We start from the raw sequence: 17,683 nt of genomic DNA, 5'->3' as shown, positions 1-17,683 counted from the left end.
CGGCCGCCCCGGCCCGTCCACCGTCTCCCACCGTCTCCGCAGAGAGCAGCCAGCCCGCCATGGTCCAGTTCATCATCCGGCGCACGGTCGGCGCCTTCGTCACGCTCTTCCTCATCGGGGCGGCGACCTTCTTCCTGTTCGTGGCCGCACCCTCCGACTACGCCTCCCTGGCCTGCGGCAAGGACTGCTCGCCCCAGCGGCTGGCGGACATCAGGCAGGCCCTGGGGCTCGACCTGCCCCTGGCCCGGCAGTTCTGGGACTTCATGTCCGGCATCGTCACGGGGCGCGACTTCCCGGCCGGTCACTGCCCGGCGCCCTGCCTGGGCGTGTCGTTCTACTCCGGGGACATGGTCTGGAGCACCATCATGGACCGGTTCCCGCTGACCCTCACCCTGACCGCCGGCGGTGCCGTCGTCTTCCTCCTGGTCGGGATCGGCGCCGGCATGCTCGCCGCCTACCGGCGCGGCACGCTGGTGGACAAGGTCGCCACCGGCGCGTCCATGGTGCTCAGCTCCTTCCAGATCTACTTCCTCGGCCCGGTCGTGCTGACCGTCCTCGTCTACAGCACCGGCTGGATGGAGGACCCGAAGTACGTGCCCCTGACCCGGGACCCGGTCGGCTGGTTCACCGGGATGTCGATCCCGGTGTGCGTGCTGGCCACGATCTTCACCGCGCAGTACACCCGTATGGCGCGCTCGTCGATGATCGAGCAGCTCGCCGAGGACCATGTGCGCACCGCCCGTGCCAAGGGCATGTCCCGCAGGTACGTCTTCCTGCGCTACGCCTGGCGCGGCTCGCTCATCCCCATCGTCACCATCCTCGGCATCGACGTCAGCTCCATGCTGGGCGGTGCCGTCGTCACCGAACTGACCTTCTCCCTCCAGGGCATCGGCCGGCTCGCCGTGGACGGCGCGGTCAACAAGGACCTGCCGCTGACGATGGGCGTGATGCTGTTCGGCGCCTTCTTCATCCTGCTCATCAACATCCTCACCGACATCACCTACGCGTGGATCGACCCGCGCATCCGGCTCTCCTAGGAAGACCAGCCATCGTGACCACAGTGACCAAGGCCGAGGGCGCACCGGCCCCGACCGGGCCGGGCGGATTCCTCTCGGTGCGCGATCTCCACGTGACGTTCTCCACCGAGGACGGTCCGGTCAAGGCCGTCGACGGGCTCTCCTTCGACGTCGACCGCGGCCGGACCCTCGGCATCGTGGGCGAGTCGGGCTCGGGCAAGTCGGTCACCAACCTGACCGTCCTCGGGCTGCACGACCCGCTGTTCACGGCGGTCGACGGGGAGATCGTCCTCGACGGCAAGGAACTGATCACCGCCACCGAGAAGGAGCTGGAGCGGCTCCGCGGCAACCGGGTGGCGATGATCTTCCAGGACCCGCTCACCGCGCTGTCGCCCTTCTACACCATCGGCCGGCAGATCGCCGAGCCGTACCGGAAGCACACCGGAGCCTCGAAGAGGGCCGCCTGGGAACGCGCCGTGGAGATGCTCGGCAAGGTCGGCATCCCGAACCCCGAGGAGCGCGCCCGGGACTATCCGCACCAGTTCTCCGGCGGCATGCGCCAGCGCGCGATGATCGCCATGGCGCTGGTGTGCGACCCGGACCTCCTGATCGCGGACGAGCCGACCACCGCGCTGGACGTGACCGTGCAGGCCCAGATCCTGGACCTGCTCAAGGACCTCCAGCGGGAGTTCGGCACCGCGATCGTCTTCATCACCCACGACCTCGGGGTCATCGCCGACATGGCCGACGACATCATGGTCATGTACGCGGGCCGGGCGGTGGAGCGCGGCACGGTCGACGAGGTGCTCCGCTCGCCCCGGCACCCGTACACCTGGGGCCTGCTGAACTCCATGCCCCGGCTGGACTCCGACCTCGCCACCCCGCTGGAGCCGATCCCCGGGACACCGCCGAGCCTGCTCACCCCGCCGTCCGGCTGCCGCTTCCACCCCCGGTGCACGTTCCGGGACCGGGTCGGGGGCGACCGCTGCGTCACCGAACGCCCCGCGCTGGCACCGGGCCGCTCCTCGGCCTGCCATCTGGGTGCCGAGCAGAAACGCACCATCTTCGCCGACGAGATCAGGCCCCGACTGGGCTAGGAGGACAACCGTCATGAAAGAGGATCTGGTCCTCCCCGCCGCCCGCGAGACGGGTGCCGACGCGGCGCCGGAACCCCTGCTGGAGGTCTCGGGGCTGGTCAAGCACTTCCCGGTCAAGGGCGGCTTCCCCGTCAAGCGGACCGTCGGCGCCGTGCAGGCCGTCGACGGGCTGGACCTGACCGTGCACGCGGGGGAGAGCTTCGGCCTGGTCGGCGAGTCCGGCTGCGGCAAGTCGACCACCGGCCGGCTGATCACCCGCCTGCTGGAACCCACGCGCGGCACGATCACCTACCGGGGCCGGGACATCAGCCACGCCACGCGCAGGCAGCTCGCCCCCGTCCGCTCCGAGATCCAGATGATCTTCCAGGACCCGTACTCGTCGCTGAACCCGCGGCAGACGGTCGGCAAGATCATTTCCGGGCCGATGGAGATCAACGGCATCGACCCCGAGGGCGGCCGGGAGAAGCGGGTCCGCGAACTCCTGGAGATCGTCGGCCTGAACCCGGAGCACTACAACCGGTTCCCGCACGAGTTCTCCGGCGGCCAGCGCCAGCGCATCGGCGTGGCCCGCGCCCTCGCCCTGGAACCCAAGCTGATCGTCGCCGACGAACCGGTCTCCGCCCTCGACGTCTCCATCCAGGCCCAGGTCGTCAACCTGCTCCAGAAGGTGCAGCGGGAACTCGGCATCGCGTTCGTGTTCATCGCCCACGACCTCGCCGTCGTCCGGCACTTCTCCCAGCGCGTCGCCGTCATGTACCTCGGCAAGATCATCGAGGTGGGGGACCGGGACTCCCTCTACACCCGTCCCCGCCACCCGTACACCCACGCCCTGCTCTCCGCGGTCCCCGAGGTGACGCCGACGCGGGAGGAGGCGCCCCGGCGCGAGCGGATCCGGCTCGCCGGCGACGTGCCGTCCCCCGTCTCCCCGCCGTCCGGCTGCCGCTTCCGCACCCGCTGCTGGAAGGCCCAGGACCGGTGCGCGACCGAGGAACCCCCGCTGGTCCGGCTCTCCGGCAACCGGGACGGTCACCTGACCGCCTGCCACTTCCCGGAGGACCCGACCATCGAGGCCCGCGACGCGGACATCGTGCTGGACCCGGCCCTGACGGCGCTGGAGGAGGAGCGCACCGACTAGGGACCCCGCCGCCGCCCCGGCCCGGGACCCGGGGCGGGGCGGCGGCGGGGTGCCGCCTCCCTCTCAGTAGGTGATGGCCGGCCGGGGACGGTCCCAGACCACGGTGGCGGCGCAGTGCGCGCCGTCGGTCCGCCGGGCGGTGAACGTCATCGTCCGGGCGTCACGGTGGAGCGGTGCGTAGAGCGCCACCGGGGTGTCCCGGCGGAGCGTGCCGGCGGCCGGCTCGGTGGTGCCCGCGCCCGCGACGCGCACGGTGACGGACCACCGGACGGTGGCCCCGCAGTCCGCCTTCAGGCGCAGGACACCGCCGAGTTCCCCGGTGTCGTGGCCGGTGCGCAGGCCGAACGTGGCTTCGACGCCCTTGTCCGGCGACGGCAGGGACCACCACCACCGGGTCTTCGCGCAGGCGGCCCCGGGCTCCCCGGTGGGAAGCGCGACGCACTCCGTGGTCACCCGGGGCGCGTCGCCGCTCACGCTGGTCGCGCCCTTCGCCAGGTCGGCCGTGGCCGTGTAGGCGAAGCCCACCGTGGCGGCGAGGAGCGTGGCCGTGCCCAGCGCGGTCAGCCGCCTGTTGTCGGCGCGGCTCGTGCGCAGCCGGGAGTGCAGGCCGGTCAGTTCCTCCCGCAGCAGGACGATTCCCTTGCTGTGGCAGTCCCGGGCGACGAGGGCCCGCTCGTGCAGCAGTCGCAACGCCCGTAGCTCACCCGCGGGCACCGGCCGCTCCCGCCGTTCCCCGACCGCTTCGACCAGCTTCAGCGTGAACTCGTCCCAGGACGGGTGCTTCTTGCCGTTCATGATGCGCGACACGCTCGCCTTGTTGCTGTGGAAGAGGTCGACCATCTGCCCCTGGGACAGTCCCGCTTCCCTTCGCAGGGCCGCCAACCGCTCGGTCAGCTCCCGCACTTCGGGCAGGTCCTCAGGAGCCGTGTCCTTCCCCACCCCGTCCCCCCTTCCGGGTTTCCCCAGGTCATGGGTGTTTCACGAGAAAGCAACCGTTCATGTTTGACGTAACTCCCCAGCGGACGGCGACGGTGAGGTGTGACCGACCGAGCGGCGTGGCGCCGCCCGATGGAAGGAGCCCTCCCATGACCGTCCCGTCCCCCTCTCCCGGCCCGCGCGGGCCCCGCGCGTGGTGGGCCGTCGTCAGCGGTGTCTGCGCGGGTGCCGCCCGGGCCGTCACCGCATGGGTCCTCAGGCTGTCCGGCCTCGGTGACGACTGAAGCCGTCCCGCTCCCCAAGGACGTAGCACATTCAGGCCCGGCGGGCCACCGTGATGATTTCCGGGGCCGTGGGGGTGAGCGGCGTCCGGTCCCAGTCGCCGTACCGCGCGGCCACCGTCAGGCCCGCCTCCGCGAGGAAACCGTCCAGCGCCGCGGCGTCCAGGAAGCGCAGCACGCTGTGCACGGACCGCGGGGCGGGCCAGTGGGGGCCGGCGTACGTCTCGGTGAAGCGCACCCGGCCCCGCTCCGGTCCGGCGCCGCGCACCGCGTGCCACATCCGCACCGGTGTGCCGTCGGGGGCGGTGGTCTCGTGCACCCGGTCCGGGGTCCACCGCTCCCAGGCGCGGGCGCCGGGGTTGCGGGTCTCGAACGCGAACCGCCCGCCGTCCCGCAGGGCCGCGGCGACGGCGCGCAGACAGACCCGGATCTCCTCGTCCGTCACCAGTTCCTGGAAGGCGTGCCCGGTCATCACGACGAGATCGAACTCCGGCCGCCAGTGCCGCACCCGCACGTCGCCGAGCACCCACTCGACGTCGGGGCGGGCCCGGCGCGCCTGGACGAGCATGGCCGCGGCCGGATCGAGTCCCGTCAGGTGCCCCGGGTGCCCCTCGGCCCGGGCCCGGCGCAGCAACTGCCCGGTGCCGCACCCGATGTCCAGCGCGGAGCCGGCCTCCCGCAGCAGCCCGAGGTAGAAGTCGTCGCCCGGGCCCCAGGGGTTGAGGCTGTCGTACAACGCGGCGAGCGAGAGATCGGCAAAGGCGTGATCCACCACCGCGGCAGTGTGCCACACGGGGCAGGACGGTGTGCCGGGATCCGTGGGGTTATGGAGATCCCTTGATGGAACGGGGAGCCGGGGGCGGTCGCGGCCCGCGGGCGCCGGTTGTGCGAGAGGGCCCGCGCCTGGGGAGGCGCGGGCCCTCGTCCCCCGGACCGGACGTTCATGGGCTCGGGTCAATGGGCCGGTGAAAGTCCGCTCCGCAAGGGGGCGGCTGACGGAAAGGGGTGTGTCAGGCCGCCGCCTCGGGGTCCTTGGCGAGACGCGGAGCGGGCACGGTGTCCGTGGTCTCCGGGTAGTGGCAGGCGGTCAGGTGGCCCGGCTTGTTGCCCTCCGCCTGCACCAGCGGAGGCGCCTCCGTCGCGCACTTCTCGGTCGCCTTCCAGCAGCGGGTGCGGAAGCGGCAGCCGGAGGGCGGGTTGATCGGCGACGGCACGTCACCGGTCAGCCGGATGCGCTCGCGCGGCTCCTCGTCCACCGTCGCCTCGGGCACGGCGGAGAGCAGGGCCCGGGTGTAGGGGTGGCGCGGGTTGCCGTACAGGTCCTCGCGGTCGGCGATCTCGACGATCTTGCCGAGGTACATGACGGCGACGCGCTGGGAGAAGTGCCGGACGATGGCGAGGTCGTGGGCGATGAACACGAACGCGATGCCGAGTTCCCGCTGCACCTTCTGGAGCAGGTTGACGACCTGGGCCTGGATGGAGACGTCGAGCGCGGAGACCGGTTCGTCGGCGACGATCAGCTTGGGTTCCAGGGCGAGGGCGCGGGCCACGCCGATGCGCTGGCGCTGGCCGCCGGAGAACTCGTGCGGGAACCGGTTGTAGTGCTCCGGGTTCAGGCCGACGATCTCCAGGAGTTCGCGGACCCGCTTCTCCCGGCCGCCCTCGGGGTCGATGCCGTTGATCTCCATCGGCCCGGAAATGATCTTGCCGACCGTCTGCCGCGGGTTCAGCGAGGCGTACGGGTCCTGGAAGATCATCTGGATCTCGGAGCGGATCGGCGCCAGGTCCTTGCGGCCCGCGTGCGTGATGTCCTGGCCGCGGTAGGTGATCTTGCCGCCGGTCGGCTCCAGCAGGCGGGTGATCAGCCGGCCGGTGGTCGACTTGCCGCAGCCGGACTCGCCGACCAGACCGAGGCTCTCGCCCTCGGCGACCTGGAAGTCCAGCCCGTCGACGGCCTGCACGGCGCCGACGGTCCGCTTGATGGGGAAGCCGCCCTTGATCGGGAAGTGCTTGGTCAGACCGCTGACGTCCAGGAGCGGTTGCGCGTTGCCCATGATGGTGAATCCCGTCTCGTGTACGTCAGTGCCGGGAGGCGGTGTAGTCGGCGAAGAGGTCCGCCCGCTGCTCGGCGGGGAGGTGGCAGGCCGAGCCCCGGCCGTCCACCACGTCCAGCAGCGGCCGCTCCGTGGAGCACAGCCCGCCCGCGACCTTGCCGGCGAAGGTGCACCGCGGGTGGAAGCGGCAGCCGGTCGGCGGGTTGAGCAGGGAGGGCGGCGAGCCGGGGATCGGCGACAGCGGTACGTCGACCGATCCCTCCAGGCTCGGCATGGAGCCGAGCAGGCCGAGGGTGTAGGGGTGCTGAGGGCTGCTCAGCACCTCCTTCTTGGTGCCCCGCTCCACGCACCGGCCGCCGTACATCACGAGTACGTCGTCCGCGATGTCGGCGATGACCCCGAGGTCGTGGGTGATGAAGATGATGGCCGTGCCGAACTCCTGCTGGAGCTCCTTGAGCAGGTCCAGGATCTGGGCCTGGACCGTCACGTCGAGGGCCGTGGTCGGCTCGTCGGCGATCAGGAGCTCGGGGTCGCACACCAGCGCCATGGCGATCATCGCGCGCTGGCGCATACCGCCGGAGAACTGGTGCGGGTAGTCGTCCACCCGCACGTCCGGCTGGGGGATGCCGACCCGCTTCAGCATCTCGATCGCCCGCGCCCGGGCCTCCTTCTTGGAGGCGCCGGTGTGCTTGCGGTACGTCTCACCGATCTGCGTGCCGATCGTGTGGAACGGCGACAGCGAGGCCAGCGCGTCCTGGAAGATCATGGCCATCTTGTTGCCGCGCAGCCGCTCCAGTTCCTTCTCGGTGGCGGTGAGCAGCTCCTTGCCGTCCAGCAGGATCTGGCCGTCGATCGCGGTGCGGTGGCGGTCGTGGAGGCCCAGGATCGTCAGGTTGGTGACGGACTTGCCGGAGCCCGACTCGCCCACGATGCCGAGCGTCTGCCCCTTGGCGATGTCGAAGCTGAGCCCGTCGACGGCCTTGACGATGCCGTCCTCGGTGGAGAAGTGGACCTGTAGGTCCTTGACGGAGAGGAACGGCTGCTGATCGGTGCTCGTCACGGGGACGCTCCTGAGGGGGTGATGCGAGAGAGATCGCCGGGTGGGGCGGGGTCGGAACGGGGTGGGGCGGGTCAGGCGAGCCGGATCCGCGGGTCGATCAAGGCGTAGACGGCATCCACGAGGATGTTGAAGAACACGATCGCGCCCGCCGCCAGCAGAGTCACACCGAGCAGCATCGGCAGGTCGCTCTGGTCCACGGACTTCACCGCGAGCCGGCCGATGCCCTGGAGGCTGAAGGTCGACTCGGTGATGATGGCACCGCCGATCAGCGTGCCCAGGTCGATGCCGAACACCGTGACGATCGGACCCATCGCACCGCGCCAGGCGAACCGGAAGAACACGTTCGCCCGGGACAGGCCCTTGGCCCGCGCCGTGCGGACGTAGTCCTCGCTCAACTGCTCGACCAGCTGGGAGCGGGTCATGCGGGTGTAGTTGGCGGTGAAGATGATCGCGAGGACCAGCCAGGGCAGCAGGAGCCCCGAGAACCAGGCGGCCGGGTTCTCGGTCAGGGGGGTGTACTGCGGCTGGTCGAGCCACCCGAGCTGCGCGACGAAGAAGAACATCGCGATGTAACCGACGAAGTAGACCTGGAGGGAGGAGCCGAGCAGCGAGGCGGAGCTGGCGAACTTGTCCAGGAACTTGCCCTGCTTGAGGGCCGCGAGCATGCCCGCGCCGATACCGAGGATCAGGAAGACGATCGCCGCGCCGAAGGCGAGCGAGAGGGTGGTGGGCAGCCGGTCCATGATCGTGTCGAAGACGGGCTCACGGTTGGCGAACGAGTACCCGAGGCAGGGCGCGTCGCAGTAGTCGAAGCCGGGGTAGTCACGGCCGGCGAAGATGCCCACGAGCCAATGCCAGTACTGCACCGGGATCGGCTTGTCGATGCCCAGGTTCTTCCTGATCTGCTCGAGGTTCTCAGGCGTGCAGTTCTTGCCGCAGGACATCATGGCGGGGTCACGCGGCACGGCGTAGAAGAGCCAGAAGGTGATGGCGCTGATGATCAGCAGAATGACCAGCGCGCCGATGACTCGGCGGACAAGGAAGCGGAGCATGAGGCGTGACTTTCCGGACGGGGCGCCGTCGCCGGGAGGGAAGTAGAGGGGGGTGGGCCGCAGGGGCGGCCATACGGGATGGCCGCCCCAGCAGGTCGCGCGGGCTTACTTCTTGGCGTAGAGCTTGGAGAGCGCGACGCAGGTGTTGGCGCCGTCCCAGACGACGTTGCCGACCTTCGAGCCGTACAGGTAGTTGCGGATCTTGTGGTAGTCCGGGACGGCCGCGGCCAGCTCCATGATCATCTTGTCGACGTTGCCCCAGGCCTTGTTGGCCTCTTCGACGTCCGTGATCTTGGAAGCGGCCTCGATCGCCTTGTTGACGCTCGGGTCGTTCAGCTGTGCGTAGTTGTTGCGGCCGTCGCCGATGTTCTTGCCGCTCCAGCACGGGTAGAAGACCGAGTAGCCGTTCGGCCAGTCGGGGCTCCAGCCGGCGCCGAACAGGTCGAAGTCGTTGTCGATCTTGCCGATCTGGGTGTAGAAGGTCGACTTGTCGACCTGCTTGTTGACGACCGTGAAGCCGGCCGCCTCCAGGGCGTTCTTGACGGCGACGGCGACCTTCACCTGGGTGTCGGACTGCTGGTAGGCGATGACCAGCTTCTGGCCGAGCTTGCCGGCCTCCTTCAGCAGGGCCTTGGCCTTCTCGGGGTTGCCGCCCGGCGTCTTCTGCCCGTCGTACAGGTCGAACTTGCTGTAGCCGGGGGTCACCGGGGCGAGGATGGTGCTGGCGATCTCGGTGGTCGCCTTGCCGCCGTTGATGGTCTGGATCTGCTGGTGCGGCCAGGCCCAGTTGATGGCCTGACGGACCTTGACGTCCGTGATGCGGGTGGTGTTGATCGGCCAGTAGTAGGTGACCGTGTCGACCGCGGTGAGGACGCGCTTCTTCAGCTCCGGCTTGGTGAGGACCTGGGCGATGCGCTCGGGGGCGATCTCGTTGAAGATCGGCACCGCGTACTGGTCGTTGCCCTGGTCCGCGATCCAGCGGTCGGTCGACGCGACCAGCTCGTAGCCCATCTGGAAGACGTACTGGTCCGGGTAGGCGTTGCGGATCGAGTCGGTCTTCGGGTCCCAGTGCTCGTTGCGCACGAAGGTCATCGACTTGCCGATCTTGCGGTCGCCGATCCGGTACGGGCCGCAGGAGAACGGACGCTTGTCGTACTTCTCCTTGGTGTCGTGCTTCTGCGGCACCAGGGAGTAACCGCGCATGGCGAGCGTGTAGTTGAAGTCGGCGCGGGCCTCGGTCAGACGGAAGGTGATGGTCTTGCCGTCGACCTCGATGGAGGAGAGGTGCTTGCCCTCGTACGGGCCCTTGTACTTGTCGCCGCCCTGGAGCCACGTCTGCACGTAGCGGGGGCCCTCGGTGATGAACGGGGCGAAGAGGCGCTCGAAGGTGTGGCGGACGTCCTCCATGGTGACGTCCGAGCCGTCCTCCCACTTCAGGCCGTCCTTGATGGTGAAGGACCAGGTCTTGCCGCCGTCCTTCATGGTGCCGGCGTCGGTCGCGGCGTCACCGACGAGGACGGCGCCGCCCTTGTCGTCCAGCTTGTAGCCGGTCAGAGCGCGCATGATCGGCACGGTGATGGCGGCCTCGGTCGAGTTGTAGATCTGACCGGGGTCCATGTGGTCCATGTCGAACTGCTGGAGCGAGTAGATCGTCCCGCCCGTGACCGCGCCCTTGACCTCGGGGGCCGGGCCGGTCGAGTCGGCCTTGGAGCCCACCGGGATGGACGTCGTCTTCGAGCCGCTCACCTTGGGGGCGTCGTCCTGCCCGGAGCCGCCCTCGTTGCCGCTGCTGCAGGCGCTCAGCACCGAGGTCGTCGCCGCGGCGACGCCGGTGGCGATGAGGAAGTTTCTACGGGAGAAGGACATGACTTCCTGCCTTGGAAAGTGGGAGAGATGAGAGAGATTCCGGCACCCTGCGCGCCGTTGCCGTGCTCCTGAACAGCCGGAGTCAGCGCTTGGACTTCGGGTCGAGTGCGTCACGCACCGAGTCGCCGAGGAGGTTGAACGCGAGCACGAAGATCACCATGGACAGGCCCGGGAAGAGCATGAAGGTGATGTCCTCGGTGTAGAACATGGCGCCGCGCTGGATCATGACGCCCCAGTCCGGGGTCGGGTCGATCATGCCGACACCGAGGAAGGCGAGACCCGCCTCCGCGGTGACGAACGCCGGGAGCATCAGCGTGCCCTGGATGATGATCGGCGTCCACAGGTTGGGCAGCAGTTCCTTGAAGACGATCCGCCGCGGGGAGGCGCCCGTGACCTTGGCGGCCTCGACGAACTCGCGCTCGCGCAGGCCGAGTACCTGGCCGCGCAGCAGTCGCGCGATGGAGGCCCAGCCGAAGGTGGCGAGGACGATGATCAGGCCGGTGGCCCGCAGCCAGGTCGGGATGTCCTCGTCCGGGGCGATGAAGAGCCCGTAGACGACCGGCATGAACGCGATGAAGAAGAGGGTGGACGGGAACGACAGGAGGATGTCGATGATCCGGCCCACGAGGTAGTCCGTCCGGCCGCCGAGGTAGCCGGCGGTGACACCGATCACCACGCCCAGGAACACGGTTAGCAGGGTGGCGGCGAGGGCGATGCCCAGGGAGGTGCGGATCGCGTAGAGCAGGAAGGTGAAGACGTCCCGTCCGAGCTGGGGCTCGACGCCGAACCAGAAGTCCGGGCTCATGCCGCCGTTGGGGCCCGAGGGGTACGAGAAGGCGTTGAGCAGGCTCGGGTCCTGGCTCGCGTAGGTGGTGTACGGGTCCTTGCCGTACAGCTTCGCGATCAGGGGGGCCGCGATCGCGATCACGAAGAAGAAGATCACGACGTAGGCGGAGATGACGCCCGTCTTGTCGCGCTTGAAGCGCTTCCAGGCGAGTCGGCCCGGGGAGCGGCCTTCGCTGCCCTTCGGACCGTCCGCAGTGGTCGACTTCGCCACGGTCTCGTCGGTCACCTCAAGCGGGGCAGCCGCGGATGGAGATGGAGGGGTCATGGTGCTCCTGGCCCAAGGGAGGGTCTGATGACTCCGCAGGGCGCTCCCCTACGGGCTACGCCGGACTTTTTCAACGCAATTCATTCAAGGTCAATAAATTCTCGGCCGCCTTGGTTTTCTCTTTACCTTCTTTACTCTGCCTTGATCGTTCCGTAGCTACGCGGGTAGCGCGCCGTAATCAATCCGTGCTTCACATCGGACTAACTGCGCGAAACGGGCAAGGAGTTCGATATGCGGACGGTGGAGTGTCGACATGCGTACATCACCCCGTCCCAATCCAACGTTTCGGCATCGTTACGCGTAGATCTATTGCGCTCGATGGTCAAGATCATCAGTGGCCCGTGGAGGGGTGCCTGCATTCGGATGACGTGTCCCCCCAAAGGCCGCATTTCCGGGCGGTAGGCGGGAGCCGCGCGCGGTATGTCTCCCTATCGACCGGTACTCGTTTCCAGGCGCACGAGGAGGCACGCCATGCGGTGCGGCACGCACGCCCGATGGGCCGCCGGTGCGGCGGCGCTGGCACTGGTGGCCGCCACCGCGGGCTGCGGGGGCGCCGGCGCGGGCGGCAACGGCGGCGCGGTGCTCAGCTCCTCCTGGGGCGACCCGCAGAACCCGCTGGAGCCGGCCAACACCAACGAGGTGCAGGGCGGCAAGGTCCTCGACATGATCTTCCGGGGCCTGAAGCGGTACGACCCGAGAACGGGCGAGGCCCGCGACTGGCTGGCCCGCTCCATCGAGACCAGGGACTCGCGGAACTTCACCGTCCGTCTCCGGCGCGGCTGGTCCTTCTCGAATGGCGAGAAAGTGACCGCCCGGTCCTTCGTGGACGCGTGGAACTACGGCGCGAGCCTGCGCAACAACCAGAAGAACGCGTACTTCTTCGGCTACATCGACGGCTACGACCGGGTCCACCCCGCCGCCGGCCGCCAGCGCGCCGACACCCTCGACGGGCTGAGGGTGGTGGACGACCACACCTTCACCGTCCGGCTCAACCAGAAGTTCTCCGGCTTCCCCGACACCCTCGGCTACGCGGCCTTCGCCCCGCTGCCCCGCGCCTTCTTCACCGACCACGCGGCCTGGGTGCGCAAGCCGGTCGGCAACGGCCCCTACGCCATCGCCTCCTACACGCGGGGCTCGCAGATGTACCTGAAGAGGTGGGACGGCTATCCCGGCCCGGACAAGGCCCGCAACGACGGCGTCACCCTCCTGGTGTACACCGACAGCAACACCGCCTACACCGACCTCCTGGCCGGCAACCTCGACCTCGCCGACGACATCCCCGCCGCCCAGCTGAAGAACGTCGGGAGCGACCTGGGCGACCGCTACCTCAACACCCCCGCGGGCATCCTCCAGACCCTCGCGTTCCCCTACTACGACAAGGACTGGAGCAGACCCGGCGCGGAGAAGGTCCGCACCGGGCTGTCCATGGCGATCAACCGCCGGCAGATCACCGACACCATCTTCCGCGGGACCCGCACCCCGGCCACCGACTGGACTTCCCCGGTGCTGGGCGCGGCCGGCGGCTACAAGGCGGGGCTGTGCGGCAGCGCCTGCGCCTACGACCCCGGCCGGGCGCGGAAGCTGATCGCGGAAGGCGGCGGCATCCCCGGCGGCCGGCTCACCCTCACCTACAACGCGGACTCCGGTTCGCACCGGCAGTGGGTCGACGCCGTGTGCAACTCCATCAACAACGCGCTCGGCGACGACCGGGCCTGCGTCGGCAACCCGGTCGGCACCTTCGCCGACTTCCGCGACCAGCTCGGCCGGCACCGGATGACCGGACCGTTCCGGGCGGGCTGGCAGATGGACTACCCGCTCATCCAGAACTTCCTCCAGCCCCTCTACTACACCGGCGCCTCCTCCAACGACGGCGCCTGGTCGAACGAGGACTTCGACCGGCTGGTCGACCGCGCCAACGCCGAGACCGATCCCGCCCGCTCCGTGGCGCTGTTCCAGCGGGCCGAGGAGGTCGTCCGGGACCGGATGGCGGCCATCCCGCTGTGGTACCAGAACGGCAACGCCGGCTACTCCGAGCGGCTGTCCCACGTGGCGCTGAACCCCTTCAGCGTCCCGGTCTACAACGAGATCAGGGTCGGCTGAGCCCATGGGACGCCATGTACTGCGCCGGCTGCTCCAGATGATCCCGGTGTTCGCCGGCGCCACGCTGCTGATCTTCCTGATGGTCAACGTGATGGGCGATCCCGTCGCCGGGCTGTGCGGGGAGCGGGCCTGCGACCCGGCGACCGCCGCCCAGCTCCGCCGGGAGTTCGGCCTCGACCAGCCGGTGTGGCGGCAGTACCTCACCTACATGGGGAAGGTCTTCACCGGCGACTTCGGCACGGCGTTCAACGGACAGCCGGTCACCGAGCTGATGGCGACGGCGTTCCCGGTCACCGCCCGGCTGACCGTCGTGGCCGTCCTCTTCGAGGTCGTCGTCGGCATCACGCTGGGCGTGGTCACCGGGCTCCGGCGCGGCCGGCCCGTGGACACCGGGGTGCTGCTGGCCACCCTGGTGGTGATCTCCGTGCCGACCTTCGTCACCGGCCTGCTGCTGCAACTGCTGCTCGGCATCAAGTGGCAGTGGATCCGGCCCTCGGTGCGCGGCGGCGGCTTCGACGAGCTGATCGTGCCCGGCCTGGTCCTCGCCTCCGTCTCGCTCGCCTACGTCACCCGGCTGACCCGGACCTCCCTCGCGGAGAACCGGCGCTCCGACTACGTCCGCACGGCCGTCGCCAAGGGACTGCCCCGCCGCCGGATCGTCACCCGGCACCTGCTGCGCAACTCGCTCATCCCCGTGGTCACCTTCATCGGCGCCGACATCGGCGCGCTGATGGGCGGCGCCATCGTCACGGAGCGGATCTTCAACATCCACGGCGTGGGCTACCAGCTCTACCAGGGCATCCTGCGCCAGAACACACAGACGGTCGTCGGCTTCGTGACCGTGCTGGTCCTCGTCTTCCTGGCGGCCAACCTGCTCGTCGACCTGCTGTACGCCGTACTCGACCCGAGGATCCGCCATGCCTGAACAGCCCTACGAACCCGAGGGCGCGATCGCCGGCACCGGAATGGGCGGCGCGATGGACCTCGGCGCGAGCGAGGCCGCCACGCTCGAGGGGGCACCGGGCGGGCCGCCGGGAGGGGCCGGCCGGCCCCGCTCGCTGTGGTCCGACGCCTGGCGGGACCTGCGCCGCAATCCCGTCTTCCTGCTGTCGGCCCTGGTCATCTGCTTCCTGCTGCTGATCTCCGTGCGGCCCTCGCTGATCGCCCCCGGCTCACCCCTGAGCTGCGACCTGGCCAGGTCCCAGGACGGCCCGTCCCCGGGCGCCCCCTTCGGCTACGACGGCCAGGGCTGCAACGTCTACACGCGCACCGTCCACGGCGCCCGCACGTCCGTCACGGTGGGCCTGTGCGCCACGCTCGGGGTGGCCCTGCTCGGGTCGGTGCTCGGCGGGCTGGCGGGCTACTTCGGCGGGGTCTGGGACGCGCTGCTGTCCCGGCTCACCGACGTCTTCTTCGCCATCCCGGTCGTCCTCGGCGGCCTGGTCCTGCTGTCCGTGGTCGCCTCCACGACGGTCTGGCCGGTCGTCGGGTTCATGGTGCTGCTGGGCTGGCCGCAGATCTCCCGGATCGCGCGCGGCTCGGTCATCACCGTCAAGCAGAACGACTACGTCCAGGCCGCCCGCGCCCTCGGCGCCTCCGACACCCGGATCCTGCTGCGGCACATCGCCCCGAACGCGGTGGCGCCCGTCATCGTCGTCGCGACCATCGCGCTCGGCACCTACATCGCCCTGGAGGCCACGCTCTCCTACCTCGGCGTCGGCCTGCGGCCCCCCAGCGTCTCCTGGGGCATCGACATCTCCGCCGCCTCCCCCTTCGTCCGCAACGCCCCGCACGCCCTGCTGTGGCCCTCGGGCGCCCTGGCCGTCACGGTGCTGGCCTTCATCATGCTCGGCGACGCGGTCCGCGACGCCCTCGACCCGAAGCTGAGGTGACGGCGCCGTGCTGCTCGAAGTGCGCGACCTGCGCGTGGAGTTCCAGACCCGGGACGGTGTCGCCCGGGCCGTCGACGGGGTGGGTTACACGGTGGACGCGGGGGAGACCCTGGCCGTGCTCGGCGAGTCCGGGTCGGGCAAGTCCGTCACCGCCCAGGCCGTGATGGGCATCCTCGACACCCCGCCCGGCCGGATCACCGGCGGGAGCGTCCTGTTCCAGGGACGGGACCTGCTGACGCTGAAGGAGCGGGAGCGGCGCGGGATCCGGGGCGCCGCCATGGCGATGATCTTCCAGGACGCGCTGTCGGCCCTCAACCCGGTGCTCACCGTGGGGGACCAGCTCGGGGAGATGTTCGTGGTGCACCGGGGGATGTCCCGCAGGGCCGCCCGGGCCCGGGCGGTGGAGCTGATGGAGCGGGTGCGCATCCCGGCGGCGGCCCAGCGGGTGCGGGACTACCCCCACCAGTTCTCCGGCGGCATGCGCCAGCGCATCATGATCGCCATGGCGCTGGCCCTGCGGCCGGCCCTCGTCATCGCCGACGAGCCCACCACCGCCCTGGACGTCACGGTCCAGGCCCAGGTCATGGACCTGCTCGCGGAGCTGCGCCGCGAGTACAGCATGGGACTGATCCTGATCACGCACGACCTGGGCGTCGTCGCGGACGTCGCCGACCGGATCGCGGTGATGTACGCCGGGAGGATCGTCGAGTCCGCGCCCGTGCACGACCTCTACCGGGCCCCGGCCCACCCCTACACCCGCGGCCTGCTGGAGTCCGTGCCCCGCCTGGACCGCAGGGGCCGCGAGCTGTACGCCATCAAGGGCCTGCCGCCGAACCTCACGCGCGTCCCGCCCGGCTGCTCCTTCCACCCGCGCTGCCCGATGGCCCGGGACGTGTGCCGCACCGAGGAACCCCCGCTGTACGAGGTGCCCGGCGGCCGGGGCAGCGCCTGCCACTTCTGGAGGGAGTGCCTCGGTGGCTGAGCCGATCCTGGAGGCGACCGGGCTGGTCAAGCACTACCCCCTCACCCGGGGCGTGCTGCGGCGCGGGCGGACCGGCGTGGTGAAGGCGGTCGACGGCGTCGACTTCGCGCTCGGCCGGGGCGAGACGCTGGGCCTGGTCGGCGAGTCGGGGTGCGGCAAGTCGACGGTGGCCCGGCTGCTGTGCCGGCTGGAGCGCCCGACGGCCGGCACCCTCCGGTTCAAGGGCGAGGACATCACCGGCCTGTCCGGCCGGGCGCTGAAGGCCGTGCGCCGCGGCATCCAGATGGTCTTCCAGGACCCCTACACCTCGCTCAATCCCCGGATGACGGTCGGGGACATCGTCGGGGAGCCGTTCGAGATCCACCCCGAGGCGGCCCCGAAGGGCGACCGGCGGCGCCGGGTGCGCGAGCTGCTGGACGTGGTCGGCCTGGACCCGGAGTACGCGGGCCGCTACCCCCACCAGTTCTCCGGCGGGCAGCGCCAGCGCATCGGCATCGCCCGGGCGCTGGCGCTGCGCCCCGAGGTCGTGGTCGCCGACGAGCCGGTGTCCGCCCTGGACGTCTCGGTCCAGGCCCAGGTGGTCAACCTGCTGGCCCGCCTCCAGGCGGAGTTCGGCCTCTCGTACGTCTTCATCGCGCACGACCTGTCGGTGGTGCGGCACCTCGCGGACCGGGTCGGGGTGATGTACCTCGGCCGGATCGTGGAGAGCGGCCCCGGCGACGGGATCTACGACCACCCGACCCACCCCTACACCCAGGCCCTGCTCTCCGCGGTGCCCGTGCCCGACCCGGCGGCCCGCGAGCGGCGCGAGCGGATCATCCTCGCCGGGGACGTGCCCTCGCCGACGGCCGTCCCCTCCGGGTGCCGCTTCCGCACCCGCTGCTGGAAGGCGCGCGAGCGGTGCGCGCGGGAGGACCCGGCGCTGGCGGTGCCGGCCGCGTTCCTCGGCGTCCCCGGGCCCGTGGCCCACCCGTCGGCCTGTCACTTCGCCGCGGAGGACCGGCCGGCCGGGGGCTCCCCGCCGCGGGCCGTCCCGCCCGGGCTGCCCCGGGGGAACGGGAACGGGCCGGGGTGACATGGCGCACCCCGGCCCGTTTACGG

At 70.3% G+C, this 17,683-nt stretch carries 16 protein-coding genes; 9 read left to right on the top strand and 7 right to left on the bottom strand.

What is annotated here, in order from left to right; translation table 11 throughout:
• The first annotated feature begins 59 nt into the window (after positions 1–59).
• The 3 genes from ACZ63H_RS12060 to ACZ63H_RS12050 are packed head-to-tail and all read left to right on the top strand — an operon-like array spanning position 60 to position 3,248.
• The gene (locus ACZ63H_RS12060) at positions 60–1,037 is read left to right on the top strand and encodes an ABC transporter permease (RefSeq protein ID WP_469863967.1); all 978 of its coding nucleotides are present in this window, start codon (positions 60–62) and stop codon (positions 1,035–1,037) included.
• Between the two features lie 14 nt (positions 1,038–1,051).
• Positions 1,052–2,113, top strand: a complete 1,062-nt coding sequence (locus ACZ63H_RS12055) for an ABC transporter ATP-binding protein (protein WP_469863965.1) — start codon at positions 1,052–1,054, stop codon at positions 2,111–2,113.
• 13 nt (positions 2,114–2,126) lie between these two features.
• On the top strand, positions 2,127–3,248 hold the full coding sequence (locus ACZ63H_RS12050) for an ABC transporter ATP-binding protein (protein WP_469863964.1): 1,122 nt from the start codon (positions 2,127–2,129) through the stop codon (positions 3,246–3,248).
• Between the two features lie 63 nt (positions 3,249–3,311).
• Here the strand turns inward: ACZ63H_RS12050 and ACZ63H_RS12045 are convergent, their stop codons facing one another.
• On the bottom strand, positions 3,312–4,187 hold the full coding sequence (locus ACZ63H_RS12045; protein ID WP_469863962.1) for a helix-turn-helix domain-containing protein: 876 nt from the start codon (positions 4,185–4,187) through the stop codon (positions 3,312–3,314).
• Between the two features lie 146 nt (positions 4,188–4,333).
• Here ACZ63H_RS12045 and ACZ63H_RS12040 point away from each other — a divergent pair, with 146 nt between their 5' ends.
• The gene (locus ACZ63H_RS12040) at positions 4,334–4,468 is read left to right on the top strand and encodes a hypothetical protein (protein WP_469863960.1); all 135 of its coding nucleotides are present in this window, start codon (positions 4,334–4,336) and stop codon (positions 4,466–4,468) included.
• Between the two features lie 31 nt (positions 4,469–4,499).
• On the opposite strand, the gene ACZ63H_RS12035 is transcribed toward ACZ63H_RS12040, so the two are convergent.
• The 6 genes from ACZ63H_RS12035 to ACZ63H_RS12010 all read right to left on the bottom strand — a co-directional run bounded on the left by ACZ63H_RS12035 (position 4,500) and on the right by ACZ63H_RS12010 (position 11,608).
• Positions 4,500–5,240, bottom strand: coding sequence for a class I SAM-dependent methyltransferase (locus tag ACZ63H_RS12035; RefSeq protein WP_469863958.1), 741 nt, complete (start codon positions 5,238–5,240; stop codon positions 4,500–4,502).
• Positions 5,241–5,475: 235 nt separating this feature from the next.
• The gene (locus tag ACZ63H_RS12030) at positions 5,476–6,519 is read right to left on the bottom strand and encodes an ABC transporter ATP-binding protein (protein WP_469863956.1); all 1,044 of its coding nucleotides are present in this window, start codon (positions 6,517–6,519) and stop codon (positions 5,476–5,478) included.
• A gap of 25 nt (positions 6,520–6,544) precedes the next feature.
• On the bottom strand, positions 6,545–7,579 hold the full coding sequence (locus tag ACZ63H_RS12025; RefSeq protein ID WP_469863954.1) for an ABC transporter ATP-binding protein: 1,035 nt from the start codon (positions 7,577–7,579) through the stop codon (positions 6,545–6,547).
• Between the two features lie 71 nt (positions 7,580–7,650).
• Positions 7,651–8,631: an ABC transporter permease gene (locus ACZ63H_RS12020; RefSeq protein WP_469863952.1), complete on the bottom strand. Its 981-nt coding sequence runs from the start codon at positions 8,629–8,631 to the stop codon at positions 7,651–7,653.
• Between the two features lie 105 nt (positions 8,632–8,736).
• Entirely contained in the window at positions 8,737–10,497 is a 1,761-nt protein-coding gene (locus ACZ63H_RS12015) for an ABC transporter substrate-binding protein (protein WP_469863951.1), read from the bottom strand.
• Between the two features lie 82 nt (positions 10,498–10,579).
• A complete protein-coding gene (locus tag ACZ63H_RS12010) occupies positions 10,580–11,608 on the bottom strand; it encodes an ABC transporter permease (protein WP_469863949.1) in 1,029 nt (342 codons plus the stop codon).
• Between the two features lie 471 nt (positions 11,609–12,079).
• Here ACZ63H_RS12010 and ACZ63H_RS12005 point away from each other — a divergent pair, with 471 nt between their 5' ends.
• From ACZ63H_RS12005 to ACZ63H_RS11985, 5 genes are read left to right on the top strand one after another with little or no spacing between them, the layout of a single operon-like run.
• Complete coding sequence (locus tag ACZ63H_RS12005) at positions 12,080–13,708, top strand: peptide ABC transporter substrate-binding protein (protein ID WP_469863947.1); 1,629 nt, start codon at positions 12,080–12,082, stop codon at positions 13,706–13,708.
• Between the two features lie 4 nt (positions 13,709–13,712).
• Positions 13,713–14,633 carry an ABC transporter permease gene (locus tag ACZ63H_RS12000; protein ID WP_469863945.1) on the top strand — a complete coding sequence of 307 codons (921 nt, stop codon included), beginning with the start codon at positions 13,713–13,715 and terminating at the stop codon, positions 14,631–14,633.
• Positions 14,626–15,600, top strand: coding sequence for an ABC transporter permease (locus tag ACZ63H_RS11995; RefSeq protein WP_469863943.1), 975 nt, complete (start codon positions 14,626–14,628; stop codon positions 15,598–15,600). Before ACZ63H_RS12000 ends, ACZ63H_RS11995 begins: the two co-directional genes overlap by 8 nt.
• A 7-nt stretch (positions 15,601–15,607) precedes the next feature.
• Positions 15,608–16,582 carry an ABC transporter ATP-binding protein gene (locus ACZ63H_RS11990; protein WP_469863941.1) on the top strand — a complete coding sequence of 325 codons (975 nt, stop codon included), beginning with the start codon at positions 15,608–15,610 and terminating at the stop codon, positions 16,580–16,582.
• Positions 16,575–17,657 (top strand): ABC transporter ATP-binding protein, encoded by a 1,083-nt coding sequence (locus ACZ63H_RS11985; RefSeq protein WP_469863939.1) that lies wholly within the window; start codon positions 16,575–16,577, stop codon positions 17,655–17,657. Before ACZ63H_RS11990 ends, ACZ63H_RS11985 begins: the two co-directional genes overlap by 8 nt.
• Positions 17,658–17,683: the final 26 nt, after the last annotated feature.

It is taken from the genome of Streptomyces sp. NPDC104831, from assembly GCF_055583025.1.
The sequence above is the reverse complement of the archived record's forward strand: the minus strand, read 5'-3'. Positions and strand labels throughout refer to the sequence as shown.

Excerpts from the sequence above, each read along its gene's own strand:
- ACZ63H_RS12060 (WP_469863967.1), top strand. The coding sequence starts at position 60 with ATGGTCCAGTTCATCATCCGGCGCACGGTCGGCGCCTTCGTCACGCTC.
- ACZ63H_RS12005 (WP_469863947.1), top strand. The coding sequence starts at position 12,080 with ATGCGGTGCGGCACGCACGCCCGATGGGCCGCCGGTGCGGCGGCGCTG.
- ACZ63H_RS12040 (WP_469863960.1), top strand. The coding sequence starts at position 4,334 with ATGACCGTCCCGTCCCCCTCTCCCGGCCCGCGCGGGCCCCGCGCGTGG.
- ACZ63H_RS11995 (WP_469863943.1), top strand. The coding sequence starts at position 14,626 with ATGCCTGAACAGCCCTACGAACCCGAGGGCGCGATCGCCGGCACCGGA.
- ACZ63H_RS12000 (WP_469863945.1), top strand. The coding sequence starts at position 13,713 with ATGGGACGCCATGTACTGCGCCGGCTGCTCCAGATGATCCCGGTGTTC.
- ACZ63H_RS12050 (WP_469863964.1), top strand. The coding sequence starts at position 2,127 with ATGAAAGAGGATCTGGTCCTCCCCGCCGCCCGCGAGACGGGTGCCGAC.
- ACZ63H_RS12010 (WP_469863949.1), bottom strand. The coding sequence starts at position 11,608 with ATGACCCCTCCATCTCCATCCGCGGCTGCCCCGCTTGAGGTGACCGAC.
- ACZ63H_RS12030 (WP_469863956.1), bottom strand. The coding sequence starts at position 6,519 with ATGGGCAACGCGCAACCGCTCCTGGACGTCAGCGGTCTGACCAAGCAC.
- ACZ63H_RS12015 (WP_469863951.1), bottom strand. The coding sequence starts at position 10,497 with ATGTCCTTCTCCCGTAGAAACTTCCTCATCGCCACCGGCGTCGCCGCG.
- ACZ63H_RS12020 (WP_469863952.1), bottom strand. The coding sequence starts at position 8,631 with ATGCTCCGCTTCCTTGTCCGCCGAGTCATCGGCGCGCTGGTCATTCTG.